The organism is Cohnella cholangitidis, from assembly GCF_014107495.1.
Taxonomy (GTDB): Bacteria; Bacillota; Bacilli; order Paenibacillales; family Paenibacillaceae; genus Cohnella; species Cohnella cholangitidis.
In genome coordinates, this window is the sequence record NZ_CP041969.1 from 91664 (window position 1) to 104664 (window position 13001).

Annotated in this window: 13 protein-coding genes; 3 read left to right on the forward strand and 10 right to left on the reverse strand. The window is 49.5% G+C overall.

What is annotated here, in order from left to right:
* Positions 1-31 precede the first annotated feature (31 nt).
* On the reverse strand, positions 32-2026 hold the full coding sequence (tkt, locus tag FPL14_RS00360) for a transketolase (protein ID WP_182301161.1): 1995 nt from the start codon (positions 2024-2026) through the stop codon (positions 32-34).
* The gene (gene zwf / locus FPL14_RS00365) at positions 2004-3539 is read right to left on the reverse strand and encodes a glucose-6-phosphate dehydrogenase (protein WP_182301162.1); all 1536 of its coding nucleotides are present in this window, start codon (positions 3537-3539) and stop codon (positions 2004-2006) included. The genes tkt and zwf overlap by 23 nt, the downstream gene beginning before the upstream one ends.
* Before the next feature lie 121 nt (positions 3540-3660).
* Between zwf and FPL14_RS00370 the strand changes: the two genes are divergently transcribed.
* On the forward strand, positions 3661-4539 hold the full coding sequence (locus FPL14_RS00370) for a LysR family transcriptional regulator (RefSeq protein WP_182303775.1): 879 nt from the start codon (positions 3661-3663) through the stop codon (positions 4537-4539).
* Positions 4540-4595: 56 nt separating this feature from the next.
* On the opposite strand, the gene FPL14_RS00375 is transcribed toward FPL14_RS00370, so the two are convergent.
* The 5 genes from FPL14_RS00375 to FPL14_RS00395 all read right to left on the reverse strand — a co-directional run bounded on the left by FPL14_RS00375 (position 4596) and on the right by FPL14_RS00395 (position 9081).
* Positions 4596-6071 (reverse strand): protein adenylyltransferase SelO, encoded by a 1476-nt coding sequence (locus FPL14_RS00375; protein WP_182301163.1) that lies wholly within the window; start codon positions 6069-6071, stop codon positions 4596-4598.
* A 361-nt stretch (positions 6072-6432) separates the two neighbouring features.
* Positions 6433-7062 carry a copper resistance CopC family protein gene (locus FPL14_RS00380; RefSeq protein WP_182301164.1) on the reverse strand — a complete coding sequence of 210 codons (630 nt, stop codon included), beginning with the start codon at positions 7060-7062 and terminating at the stop codon, positions 6433-6435.
* Between the two features lie 89 nt (positions 7063-7151).
* On the reverse strand, positions 7152-7793 hold the full coding sequence (locus FPL14_RS00385; RefSeq protein WP_182301165.1) for a TVP38/TMEM64 family protein: 642 nt from the start codon (positions 7791-7793) through the stop codon (positions 7152-7154).
* A 50-nt stretch (positions 7794-7843) separates the two neighbouring features.
* Complete coding sequence (locus FPL14_RS00390) at positions 7844-8404, reverse strand: 5' nucleotidase, NT5C type (protein WP_182301166.1); 561 nt, start codon at positions 8402-8404, stop codon at positions 7844-7846.
* Positions 8401-9081, reverse strand: a complete 681-nt coding sequence (locus FPL14_RS00395) for a hypothetical protein (protein ID WP_182301167.1) — start codon at positions 9079-9081, stop codon at positions 8401-8403. Before FPL14_RS00395 ends, FPL14_RS00390 begins: the two co-directional genes overlap by 4 nt.
* Before the next feature lie 184 nt (positions 9082-9265).
* Here FPL14_RS00395 and FPL14_RS00400 point away from each other — a divergent pair, with 184 nt between their 5' ends.
* Entirely contained in the window at positions 9266-10258 is a 993-nt protein-coding gene (locus FPL14_RS00400; RefSeq protein ID WP_182301168.1) for a cation diffusion facilitator family transporter, read from the forward strand.
* Between the two features lie 61 nt (positions 10259-10319).
* On the opposite strand, the gene FPL14_RS00405 is transcribed toward FPL14_RS00400, so the two are convergent.
* The 3 genes from FPL14_RS00405 to FPL14_RS00415 all read right to left on the reverse strand — a co-directional run bounded on the left by FPL14_RS00405 (position 10320) and on the right by FPL14_RS00415 (position 12455).
* Positions 10320-10688, reverse strand: coding sequence for a hypothetical protein (locus FPL14_RS00405; protein ID WP_182301169.1), 369 nt, complete (start codon positions 10686-10688; stop codon positions 10320-10322).
* 55 nt (positions 10689-10743) lie between these two features.
* A complete protein-coding gene (locus tag FPL14_RS00410; protein WP_182301170.1) occupies positions 10744-11541 on the reverse strand; it encodes a DUF2935 domain-containing protein in 798 nt (265 codons plus the stop codon).
* 68 nt (positions 11542-11609) lie between these two features.
* Entirely contained in the window at positions 11610-12455 is an 846-nt protein-coding gene (locus tag FPL14_RS00415) for an MBL fold metallo-hydrolase (protein WP_407644634.1), read from the reverse strand.
* 154 nt (positions 12456-12609) lie between these two features.
* Between FPL14_RS00415 and FPL14_RS00420 the strand changes: the two genes are divergently transcribed.
* Positions 12610-12993, forward strand: a complete 384-nt coding sequence (locus tag FPL14_RS00420; protein WP_182301171.1) for a hypothetical protein — start codon at positions 12610-12612, stop codon at positions 12991-12993.
* Positions 12994-13001 lie beyond the last annotated feature (8 nt).

The following is a 13001-nucleotide window of genomic DNA, read 5'->3' on the forward strand; positions in this document are numbered from 1 at the left end:
TAACTACCTCCGATTTTTTGGGGTTATATGTTTATTTCAGTAATTCTTTCGCCAGGCGAACCACGTTGCTTACCGAGAAACCGAAGTATTCCATCACTTCGCCGCCCGGACCGGAAGCGCCGAACGTATCGATCGACAACACTTTACCGTTAGGTCCCGCGTAACGATCCCATCCTAACGAAATGCCGGCTTCAAGCGTGACGCGCTTAGTCGCGGAATCCGGTAATACGCTCTGCTTATAGGCAGCGGATTGACGTTCGAACAGCTCTCTGCTCGGCATCGCAACGACGCGAACGGACAAATCGTCTTTCTCAAGCTCCGCTTTGGCGTTCACGGCCAAGGAAACCTCAGAACCGGTACCGATAAGAATGACGTCCGGTTGATTATTGGTTTCCGTCAGGATGTAAGCACCTTTGGCTACCTCTTCCTTATTCGCTTTAGTCGCTTCGTATACCGGAAGATTCTGTCTGCTCAGCACTAGGGCTACCGGGCCTTCTTTTTGCGTGAGCGCATATGCCCATGCGCTTGCCGTTTCGTTAGCGTCGGACGGACGAATGACCGTAAGACCGGGAATCGTGCGCAGCGCCGCCAAATGTTCAACGGGCTCATGCGTAGGTCCGTCTTCCCCGACGGCAATGGAATCATGGGTGAAGACATAAGTAACAGGCAATTTCTGCAACGCGGCCAAACGGATGGACGGGCGCAAATAGTCGCTGAATACGAAGAAAGTACTTACAAACGGATTGACGCCTCCGTGCAGCGCCATGCCGTTGCCGGCAGCGCCCATTGCATGCTCGCGGACGCCGAAGTAAATGTTGCGGCCCGCGTAGGATTCAACCGCGAACGTTTGCTCGCCTTTGATATCCGTCATCGTCGAGTGGGACAGATCCGCGCTTCCTCCGAAAATGGAAGGAACGGTTTTCACGTAATGATTGATCGCTTCGCCGCTCGCTACGCGAGTGGAGACGGTTTTCGAAACATCAAATGTAAGGATGTCGGAATGATCAAGGGATACGGTACCGTCGATGGCTTGCGCGAGCTGCTTCCCTTGTTCCGGATACTTTGCCGAATAAGTTGCGAGTAGTTTGTTCCACTCTTCTTCTTTGGCCGCGCCCTGCTGCTTGAGTTGCTCGAAATGCGCTTTCACTTGATCCGGAACGGTGAACTCTTCCTCGTAGTTCCAGCCGTACACGGCTTTCGTCGCTTTAGCTTCTTCTTTGCCGAGCGGATTTCCGTGTACTTTGTTCGTTCCCGCAGCTTTGCTGCCGAAACCGATAATCGTCCGAATCTCGATAAGCGTAGGCTGCGAGTCGTTTTGCTTGGCCGAGGCGATCGCTTCGGCGATTGCCGAGACGTCATTGCCGTCTTCCACTCTTAAGTATTGCCAATTCGCCGATTCCGCTCTCTTTTGCACGTTTTCGCCGAAGGAAAGGTTTAACGCGCCGTCTAACGAAATGTCGTTGGAATCATACAGCACGATTAATTTGCCTAGCTTCATATGTCCAGCCATGGACATCGCTTCGTAAGAGATTCCTTCCATTAAGCAGCCGTCTCCGACAAGCGCATACGTATGATGGTCGACGACCGGGAAACCGTTTTGATTGAATTTCGACGCCAAATGCGCTTCGGCCATTGCCATTCCGACCGCCATTGCGATCCCTTGTCCCAACGGACCAGTCGTCGCGTCTACGCCATCCGTGTGTCCGTATTCGGGATGTCCCGGCGTTAGGCTGTTCAGCTTGCGAAATTGTTTCAAATCGTCGATGGACACCCGATATCCGGACAAATGCAAGAGGCTGTACAACAAAGCGGAACCGTGCCCCGCCGACAGAACGAAGCGATCGCGGTTAAACCATTTGGAGTTGCCCGGATTGTGATTCAGATGCCCCGACCATAGGGCGTAAGCCATAGGCGCCGCTCCCATAGGCAATCCCGGATGACCGGAATTGGCTGCGTTAATGGCATCAATGGACAAAGTACGGATCGTGTCGATCGCTAACTGATCAATGGTTTGAGTTGTAGGCATACTGTTGTTCTCCTTCTACGTTAGGGATTTGTTGTTCGGGTTTGGCATCGAACCACCAATGGAAGCCGTCTTTCGCAAGCAGCGCGTCGGACTCGGCAGGACCGTACGAACCCGCTTCATATAGATAAAGAGGAACCAAGTTCTCCTCGAATGCTTCTAACAGGGGTTGAACCCATTCCCAAGACATTTCGACCTCGTCCCAATGCGCGAAGAACGTCGGATCTCCGAGCAATGCATCGTAAATCAGATTTTCGTAAGCCTCGGGAACGTTGTCTTGACTATCTTGAAGGTCGATATCGATATGAACGGGTTTGAACTCCCCTTTGCGTTCGGGATCCTTCGTGTTAAGTTGCAACGTAATGCCTTCGTTCGGTCCGATGTCGAATACGAGCAGATTGGGAGCGATGTTATCCTCGTTACTCGAAGAAACCGGTTTTAACGGTTCTTTGAACTCCACCACGATTCTCGTGGATTTCTCGTTTAACCTTTTGCCGGTACGGATGTAAAAAGGAACTCCCCGCCAATAAGAATCGTCGATCTCCAATTTAGCGGCGATAAACGTATCGTTCATGGAGTCGGGCGCGATCCCCGGTTCGGAAGTATAGCCGACGACCGGCTTCCCTTGCATGCTTCCCGCTTTGTACTGCCCGCGAATCACGTTGGCGCTGACATCTTGTTTTTGCAACGTTCTGAGGGATTCCATGACCTTCTTCTTCTTAAAGCGCACCTTATCGGGGGCGCTGTCGTGAGGAAGGTGAATCGCCGTCATCATGAACAACTGCAGCAAATGATTTTGGAACATGTCCCTTACCGCGCCGATATGATCGTAGTACCCCGCTCTTTCCTCGACTCCGACCGTTTCATTGGCCGTGATCTGCACGTTGGCAATGTAACGATTCGTCCATAACGCTTGAATAACCGGGTTGGCTTGTTGCAATGCGCCTAGCTTCTGTACCATCGGCTTGCCGAGATAATGGTCGATACGGAATACTTCCTGTTCCGCGAACGATTTGCTCAGATTCCGATTAAGATCCCGTGCGGATTGCAGATCATGGCCGAATGGTTTCTCGATGACGAGGCGTTTCCAACCGTTCGCGGAACCAAGCCCGCTGTCTTGGATGTTCGCTGCGATCGTCTCGAAATATTCCGGTCCGACGGACAGGTAGAACAGTCTATTCGGCGCAACGTTAAGCTCGTTTTCACGTTGCTCGATCATCTTCAATAGCTTCTGGTAGTCTTCTTTACGGCCTATATCCAGAACGCAGAACCGGAATGCGTTCAAGAAATCTTTAACGAGTCCGGCATCATCCGCTTCGCGTCTGGAAAACCGACGGATGGATTGCTCGACGTTCGCTTGAAAAGACTCGTCGGTCCATTCCCTTCTACCGAGGCCAATGACGGAGAACGATTGCGGCAGTTTGCCGTCGACGAACAAATTATACAAAGCAGGGTATATTTTTCTTTTGGCTAAATCCCCTGTCGCTCCAAACAATACAAACGTAGTAGGCTCCATCTTCCTTCTCCTTCCGGCAGAGCGCTCGTAAGCTCTGGTTTCTTATTCGTAATTTCACTATAATACGAATAACAGCCATATACGTAATCAATATATTTGACAGGAGATATAGACCGTGTCTATGACCAATAACTACGAGTTGTACAAAGTGTTCTATTGGGCGGCGAAAACAGGCAGCTTGACTCAAGCGGCCAAGACGCTGTACCTCACGCAACCGAGCGTCAGCCACGCTATCAAACAGCTTGAAGACAGCGTCGGCATGACTTTGTTTTATCGGAATTCCAAAGGCGTCTCCCTAACGCAAGAAGGCGCCATACTGTACTCCTATATTGAACAATCTCAGATCTTGATCGCGTTGGCGGAAGAAAAAATGTCAGCTCTTAAAAATTTGGACAGCGGCGAACTGAGAATCGGCGGAAGCGACTCGCTCTTCAAGCATTATGTGCTTCCGTATTTGGAAGACTTTCACCGGAAATATCCCGGCATCAAGCTGCACTTGAATCACGGGACGACTCCGGAAGTCATTTCCTTCTTAAAGGAAGGAAGAATCGATTTGGGCGTCGTGCGGATGCCGATCGTCGATTCCCAGCTAGAAGTAAAGGAAAGCTTCATGCTGCAGGATTGTTTCGTAGCGGGTGCGCGTTACGCAGAGCTTAAGGACACGGCTCTATCGCTCCCTAAGCTGCTCGAGTATCCCGTCATCCTCTTCTCGCGGAACAGCCGGGCCCGAATGGCGATCACGGAATTATTCCAAAGCTACGGTTATACGATCAAACCGGAAATCGAGGTAGGCAGCGTTGACCTTCTGATCGAATTAGCTCGGAGAGGCCTTGGAATCTCGTACGTAACGAGGGAGTTCGTATCCAAAGAGCTCGAAGAGGGTTCCCTCTTCGAGATCAAACTTGATGTGCAGTTGCCTCCCTCCCGCGTAGGAATTATGACGATGCGCAACATGCCGCTTACAAGCGCGGCAAGCAGGTTTATTGAATTAATCCAATAAGTTTGCACGCAAAAGAACCCTGACGGATATCCGTCAGGGCATTTACAAGTTGTATATCAAGTACCGCAATAAGTCCGGTAAGGTCTGTTGGAATGTTCCGGTAGCGCACAGTATTCGAGCTGTTCGGGGATGTGCGCGAAGGGGTTCCGAAGGACATCGACAAGCCGCTCCATCACGCCGTAATCGTCTCGTATTGTCGCGGCTTCCAGCGCTTCTTCTACCCGGTGGTTGCGCGGGATTACCGAAGGATTGCTGCTGCGCATCAACTGATGCGAAGATTCTTTGGTTTCCTGCTGTCTCGTTAATCTCGCCTGCCATAGTTCGTACCATTGAACAAATTCTCCGGAACCGTACAAGGGATTGTTCTCCGGCGTACCGAAAGTTAAACCGCGGAAAGTATTGGTGTAATCGGCACCCTGCTTCTGCATCATGCCAAGGAGATCATTGACTAGGGATTCATCTTGCGGCTCTTCGTTGAAAATGCCCAATTTCCCCCTCATTCCCTCTAGCCAATTCCGTTGATAAACTTCGGCGAAATTCCCCAGCGCATCCTCGGCTAATTTGATAGCTCGTTCCTCGTCGTCATGCAGAAGAGGCAAGAGGGTTTCGGCAAATCGCGCAAGATTCCAAGCTGCAATACGCGGTTGGTTGCCGTAAGCGTAGCGGCCATGAGTATCAATGGAGCTGAAGACCGTAGCCGGGTCATAAGCATCCATGAAGGCGCATGGACCATAATCGATCGTTTCACCGCTAAGAGCCATATTGTCGGTGTTCATCACTCCGTGTATAAAACCGACAAGCTGCCATTTGGCAATGAGAGATGCCTGACGCCGTATCACCTCCCGAAGGAAATCAAGATAGCGGCTCTCATTCGTTTCAACTTCCGGATAATGCCTCTGCAAGGTGTAATCGGCCAATGCCTTGAGTTCCTCGAGCTTGCCGAATTGCGCAGCGTATTGGAAAGTCCCGACGCGAATATGGCTGGCAGCCACGCGAGTAAGAATGGCGCCGGGTTGCTCGGTTTCGCGTTGTATCGGTTGGCCTGTCGTCACCACAGCCAAGCTCCTAGTAGTCGGGATTCCGAGCGCATGCATCGCTTCGCTGATGATGTATTCCCGCAGCATCGGCCCAAGCGCCGCTCTGCCATCGCCTCGGCGGGAATACGGAGTGATACCCGAGCCCTTAAGCTGAATATCGAATCGCTCGCCTTGAGGAGTAATTTGTTCGCCGAGCAGGATAGCGCGACCGTCCCCTAACATGTTGAAATAACCGAATTGATGTCCCGCGTAAGCTTGAGCCAGAGGCGAAGCGCCTTCGGGAATTCGATTGCCGGCGAATACCGCTACATTATCGTTGTTTATTAGCGCTTGGACATTCAGACCTAGGGATGTTGCCAACGGACTATTCGCAATGATCAATTTCGGCGAGCGTACAGGAGTTGGATTGAGCTTGGTATAAAATGTTTCCGGCAGACGAGCATAACTGTTGTCGAAGTTCCATCCTGTTTCCGTTATTGCTTTATTGTCCGTCATCGTATCTCTCATTTCCTTTTGGCTTTATGTATATGATCGTGCTTCATTATAAGCTGGTCTTCCGTTCATTAAGTATACCCTTGTTTGCTTAAAACTCCTATTTGATAAATCAAAGATGATATCTCGATTAATGTTTTGCGGGGATGTATCTCCTTCCGGTTGCTGCTCCACCCCACAAAGTGAAGAAGACGCTATCGAAGCCGATTCCGATTACTTTGCGGGGACCCCGGGTTGAAATCGTGAAATCTGATTCATCTAAGCCTACACCATAAAACGCAAAAGAAACCGCGCTTAGATAAATGGAAGAGCCCCCCCATTTACGAAAGTTACGGTTCCTTTAATTCCCTTCGTTTCTTCATCGTTACTTCTTTTTCTTGAAGAAGACAACGTACACAACTGCGATAACAAGAAGTACGGCAGCCAAAACGAGAACGATGTTCGAGATCAGGTTGCTCGTGTTAAGGGGCGACGACGTTGAATCCTCGTCTACTTCCGTAGGCGACTCGACCGTTGTCGGAACAGGTGTCCCGGCCGACGCATCGGAACCTGTTGGCTCGGAACTCCCCTGCCCCACCGCTTCCGATGCGGAAGGCGATGGCGAAGGAGCCGTTTCCGTAGGCACAGGCTCCGGAATACGAACTACGAATGAATAACTGCCTTTGATCGCATGTCCGTCTTCGCCGATTATTTTCCAATCGACCGTGTATTTACCGTCGGTTAGCGGCTTTTCCAGCACGCCGGTCAAGAATTTGCCATCCGTGTTGGTTTCCTTTAGGGGTTGTAAGCTTCCCGCTTCATCCTTAACTTTAATGCTGCTAAGCGGTTCGATCGGCGTATTAAACTCCAGCTTCAGTTCCGACACCTCCGTCGTGGCGGCTTCCGAATAGGAAGGCACAGCGGATACAAGCGCGGAGTGCGCCAACACGATATTCGGTATTACAATCAATCCCAATAGAATTACGGCGAATATAGCTTTGATTTTTAATTTCAATCCAAAACTCTCCTTCTTTAACGACGAAATAACAGACATAATAACACACTACAAAACTAACGCCCTATCGTGAGGACGATTCTTTGGAGCTATGAGGCGTTGTCATTCGCCCGTTTAGAAAAAACATATCTGTAGGTTAACGCAACAAAAAGCAGAAAAACGCCATAAATCATCAGGACGGGTAACGTGTCACTCCATTGGAACGAGACTAGAACGCTTTCTCCTAAAAGAGTAGTCGCAACCATGAATGGGATCTTTCCAACGATCGTGGCAACGGCGAAAGGGAGCATTTTCATACGGGTAAGCGCAGCATAAACGTTAATGGCTTGCGCCGGGATAACGGGAAGCAACCGCGCGACCATGACGGATAAGAAAGGATTGCTCTCCGTTATCGCGGTCAATCGGGTAAGCCCTCTTATTTGCGCTGCTTTGGTTCTTTGTTCTGCATTGAACGCATAACGGACGATTAAGAACAAAACGATTGCAGCCATACTGGACAAACCCAGATTAATGAAGCTGCCGGCCAACGCTCCGAATTTGGCCCCGAACAAAGCGGCAATTAATCCATAAGGGATAGCGGGAACTAGCGCGATGATAAAAGCGATCGCGAATAAGATCAGATAATCATTCCATGATGACTCCGCATGAATCCAGCTCATGATGGAATGCCGCTTCAGGAGCAACAATCCGGCTGTCGCCATGTACACGGCAACGATGATCCACTTTTTCAACGGCTGTCCCCTTTTCCTCTTAACGGATATCGATCGCATGAACGTTGGTATTAACGATCATTCAGGAGTTGGTCGATCCGTTCCTTAGCGTTGTGCCAATCGGTCAGCAACGGAAAGTCGTATTGTTCTCGCGCTTTCAGATTCCATGGATGCGGAATGCAGAGCACTTGTTTGCCCAGATTCCTAGCAGGCACTAAATTATGCGGTCCGTCGTCGATAAGCAGATCGAAATCGATCAAGCTTTTGCGCTTGCACGCGAAGAAATTTTCGATAGGGATGAACGGCATATGCTTTTGAAGCCAGTTCCACTTCTCGACCATCGTCTTCGGTTCGCCTGCCGTTACGATTATCACGTCGTATGCGTTGTGAAGTTTCTCCATTTCCTCTACGACATGTTCGTCGAACAATTCAAGTTCCTCGAACAGACCGGGTCTGCCGTAAAATACGTCATGCGTGCTGTCCGGATGACGCAAGTGTTCCGTGTTCCAATCGAACATCTCTTCGTATCGAAGCGGATGAGTCGGAAATTCGATGTTATTGTGGTATATGGCTCGTTTGACGAGATGGCAAATCGTATCGTCCATGTCGACCGCGATTATGGATTTCCTCACCTGCACTCCTCCGTTTGTTCCCTCAGATCGCCTATATCATAAGCAAATAGTTGCTCAATCGGCTTGAAGTATAAATACCCGTCATCTTCCCACGGTTGAAAATGTAAATCCATCCGCGAATCGTTCCAGTTGTCCGGCGTTCCGTTCGTGCTCAATCTTCCCGGCACGACCGGCTCTTCGATAACATTCGGAAATTCCTGATAACCGAACAGCAAATTCTCGTGCATCGCGATTATTTCATATTTGTCCCCGGAGAAAGCCCGCTCTTCCTGAAGCTGATAATGAAAGTAGACGTAACTGCTTATCCTCTCCGGTTTCAAATGCGCTACCCTTCCCACCCGTTTCTCGACAGGCGTCTTTCGCATCCAATGCTCGTAACTGGCCGGCTCGTTGAAGTGGAACACATCGACCATCGGAATCCATTTTCTCGGCTCCGATTGTCCCGGCCATTCCTTCAAATAAGCGACCGCGGCTCCGGCGATTTCATCGGCCGCAACTTGACGGTCAACGCACTCGTAGTACAGAAAAACATTGTTCCTCCAACTGAAAGCCGCTGCAGTCATTAACGCGCCCTGCTCGACTAACATTTTAGCCTGATCGCCTTTTCCTAATGCTTGCAAGCCGTCAGTCTCCATCCCTTGACGCCATTCCGCACGATATATCATTCGTTTGATCATTCGATTCGCCTCGGATTATTTCATCATTGAGTTCGAACACAGGCAGCGCCAAGCACAACTCTCGTTCATTATAACGAACAGAACTCGAAACCGCATCAAGATTTCCCCGTATATAGAATGACCATCTTGTCCATGTATAGGATGGCAATCATATTCGAAACAACACTAGGAGGAAATTCACAGAATGGACCCAGAGGGAAGTCGAAACGGTTTTTGGCAGTTGGTTAAGAAAGGCAATACATCTTCGGGAGTCGCGGCAATCGGCAATACGGTCATAGCAATCGTTAAAGGAATAGCTGCTTTTATTACCGGCAACGGCGCCATGTTCGCCTCGACGATGCATTCGATCGCGGATGCGGTCAACCAAATGTTCGTATTCGTAGGAAGCGTGCTCGCGGAAAAAAAGCCGACGCGAAGATTCCCTGCCGGGTTCGGCAGAGTCATTAATATATTTTGTATGGTCGCGGTTCTCGTCGTCACTTTGATGGCGTACGAAACGATACGCGAAGGGATTCATCTCGTTCAACATCCCGTTGAATCTCATGGGTTCTGGCTCAACTTCGGCGTTCTTCTCGTATCGATCATAATCGATGGATACGTCTTGATTAAAGCTATGAAAGAAATCGTTAAGGAATCCAGGGTTGAAGCCAAAGGATGGTCGGTTGTCAGCGCGTCTTTCCGCAATGTCAAACGTGCCGCTCCCCCCACCAGACTCGTATTTTACGAGGATCTTGTCGCTACGCTTGGCGCGGTTCTGGCTCTGGTCGCGGTCATCTTTACGGCATTTGCCGATGCGAGCGCCCTGGATGGCACGATGACGATCGTTATCGGATTATTGATGGTCGTCGTGGCCTTTAGAGTCGGATACGATAATATGGTCGGCTTGATCGGCGTCTCGGCCCCGCCCGACGTGGAAGACAAAGTGGCCAAGATTATTTTCAGCGAGCGGCAAGTGACGGATATTTTCCAGTTACGGGTACTTCAAGAAGGCCGTTATTATCACGTTGAAGGATTGATAGAATTGAAACCCGGTTTAACGCTCGCCGACGCGGACGATATTAAATTCAAAATTCGCGACCGCCTGTTGAACGATCCCGACATTACGGACGTTACGCTGGGAATTGTGGAAGACAACGGCGTGCAAGATTGGATACCCATCGAGAAAAGGTTAAATTAACCCGCAAAATGAAACGAGCAGTCTCCCCTTACAGGGAACTGCTCGTTTTTTTGCCGGTCAGTCAGAGTGCGCCGCATTCGCGAGCGATCTCCATTGCCCTTTCGCCGTCCTGTTCTTGGACGATCGCTGTCAGAATAATGTCTACGCCGGAGATCATGTTGCCCGGTCCTCCGGAACTGTAGCCGCTGGCGCTAACGCTTGAAGCCGCCAATATTCCGGCATCCCTGCCGAAGTTTCCGCCTAGCGTCAAGGAGCCAAGACTTGGGATATCGCCAGTAATCGGATTGTTGGGATTGTATCCCTCGCCTGGGTAACCGTCGAAACGGTCGATCGCGGACTCGATCACTTCGAATTCGCTTTTCATTTTCTCCAGCGCTTTGTTGGCTTGGTCCGGAGAGTTGAAGTAAACGATAACCGGTTTTTCGGGCATTCCGCATTCTCCTTTGGTGCTAATTGTATTACGAAAATATAGCTTACCCGTTTAGTTATTCCGCTATCCTCGGTCTTTCCGCCTGACATTCCGGGTTAGGGACCAATCCGAGTTGTGCGAGTTTAGTCAGATAGTAGCATTCTTCCCTCATCATATGATCCGGCATTAACGGGCTGATTCTGTCCAATACTTCGGCGGTCAATTCCATCTCCAAGAGTTCGTTCTGGAACGCTATGAATAGCTTCATCTCTAAGTCGACTTCCTTGTGAAGCCTGCGAAACGCAGGGAAATCGGTAAGTTGCGTTCTCATATATCCGGCCATTTCTATGCTTTTTAAATATAACTGCTGGAAATGCTTCTCGAATTGTTCGCTTCTGGCCAACAGCCTCTTCTCAACGGAATCCAAATCCGACGCGATTGCCGCAGCATGGCCGGCTGCATCCGGCAGCCACAAAAAATCATGATGCAAAGCATCGAATAGTGGTACGGGTTTTCCCGCGGCCAATTCTGTCAAGATCCGCAAATATTCCTCCAATTCATTGATCATATGATTAAGGAACGTGGGCGTAAGCCCTATCGATACTTTACCCAGGATAGCCCTTCGAAGAAGCTCCAGTTTGAACTTTCGGAACTCGATCGTCAATTCATAAGATTTTTTGCTTATCGGCATGGTTTCGGATTCCGAATTCGCTCGCCTTGCTTGTTCCAGAAGCCGGTCGTAAGCCTGAATAAAAGATCCGGCGGTTTGAATAAACTCAGTTTCTTTCGGCGAAAGCGTATTAAATATGAACCGGGCATGGTCCCCCATAATTTGCAACCAAAAACGATGCTCATACAATGCGGACTGAACCAAAAACGATTCCCCCTCTCGAAATAAAGCTCATTCCGAAGAATATGAAAGAAATCGCGGATTTAATCCTGCTACACATATTTCCCTTCGCTCGGCATGGCAATGCTATCGAAATCGCTGACTAGTCGGCGTAGGTTCTTCGACAAGGTTTGTCCGCTCATAGGCATTCCATGACCAGTAACGGCGATTGCCGGTTTTAATGCTTCCAACTTGATTACGGATTGCCTGGCCGAAGTCCAATCCGTCGTAAAATATTTCGGCGGACCGCTAATTTCCGGTTCCTGCGTAAAAACTTTATATACGGACTCTTGTTTGACGGTAACGAATGCGTCGCCGGCAATTAATGAACGATTGTTTTCGTTAAAAAAAGAAACATGACCTGGCGTATGTCCACCGGTATGGATCCATTTCCATCCGGGCATAAAGGGAATCGTCCCATCCGAAGGCAGCATTTGTATGCGACTTCCGAGATCGATAGGCTCATTAGGGAACCAGGACGACATTTTCGCAATTAGTCCTCCCTCTACGGACGGATCTGGAGGTAAATAGGCTTGCAAACCCGTCAAATAGGGGATTTCCTCATGATGCGCATAGACAGGAGCGTTCCAATGGTTTATCAATTCGATTACCGAACCGACATGGTCGAAATGCCCATGCGTCAACACGATGGCTTTGGGAGGAGTGCCTGTTCCGAAACGTTCTTCCGCTGCGGAAATAATATCGTCGGCGGCCTTGGGCATTCCCGCATCTACGAGAACCCATTCCTTTTTCTCCGGGATGCCGACAAAGTAAACATTCACGATCTGGACCGTTAATCCGAACAGCTCGGGCGTCGCTTCATGTCCGGCACCGCTTTGGATCGAAGTGATCGGCAAATAATGATAATCGCTTCCGTACGACATCGTTTGTTCTTCCATTGAAACCTTCCCTCGATAGCTATTTGAAATACGCGCTAAGCATTATTCGTTATTATCCGCTTCTTTTATTCCTCAATATTCCGATGATTACGCACATATTTCCCCTCCAGATAGGAATCCTAATTCCGTTCTTCAAACAAAAGGAGGAAATAACGTGAATTTCGCTAACAATCAATTGAATCAGAATTTGCACCAATGCGAACAAATTATCCAACAACTGGTCAACCAAACGCAGCAGGCTAGCCAAAATTACCAACAGCTGCTTCAACAAGAACAACAGAACGCGCAACGGCTCGAGGAATTGGCGCATAGAGAGCAAAGAGCCGCTCAGATGATTCAAACCGCGCTGCATGGCCACCAAACCGCGATCCAACAATTGCAACAAGTTGCTAATCTTTGCAGGCAAATCGAGCAAATGGCACAAGTCCAGTTCAATTCGTCGATCACGCATGCTAATGTTAATCCATATGCTCAACCGGCAAACGCCAACTTTGCTCAACCTATCGGGATGAATACGAATTATAGATCCATGCAATAACGCAATGA

Coding starts and splice junctions, on each gene's coding strand:
- tkt (WP_182301161.1), bottom strand. CDS start 2,026: ATGCCTACAACTCAAACCATTGATCAGTTAGCGATCGACACGATCCGT.
- FPL14_RS00375 (WP_182301163.1), bottom strand. CDS start 6,071: ATGACGGACAATAAAGCAATAACGGAAACAGGATGGAACTTCGACAAC.
- FPL14_RS00415 (WP_407644634.1), bottom strand. CDS start 12,455: ATGGAAGAACAAACGATGTCGTACGGAAGCGATTATCATTATTTGCCG.
- zwf (WP_182301162.1), bottom strand. CDS start 3,539: ATGGAGCCTACTACGTTTGTATTGTTTGGAGCGACAGGGGATTTAGCC.
- FPL14_RS00405 (WP_182301169.1), bottom strand. CDS start 10,688: ATGCCCGAAAAACCGGTTATCGTTTACTTCAACTCTCCGGACCAAGCC.
- FPL14_RS00400 (WP_182301168.1), top strand. CDS start 9,266: ATGGACCCAGAGGGAAGTCGAAACGGTTTTTGGCAGTTGGTTAAGAAA.
- FPL14_RS00370 (WP_182303775.1), top strand. CDS start 3,661: ATGACCAATAACTACGAGTTGTACAAAGTGTTCTATTGGGCGGCGAAA.
- FPL14_RS00395 (WP_182301167.1), bottom strand. CDS start 9,081: ATGATCAAACGAATGATATATCGTGCGGAATGGCGTCAAGGGATGGAG.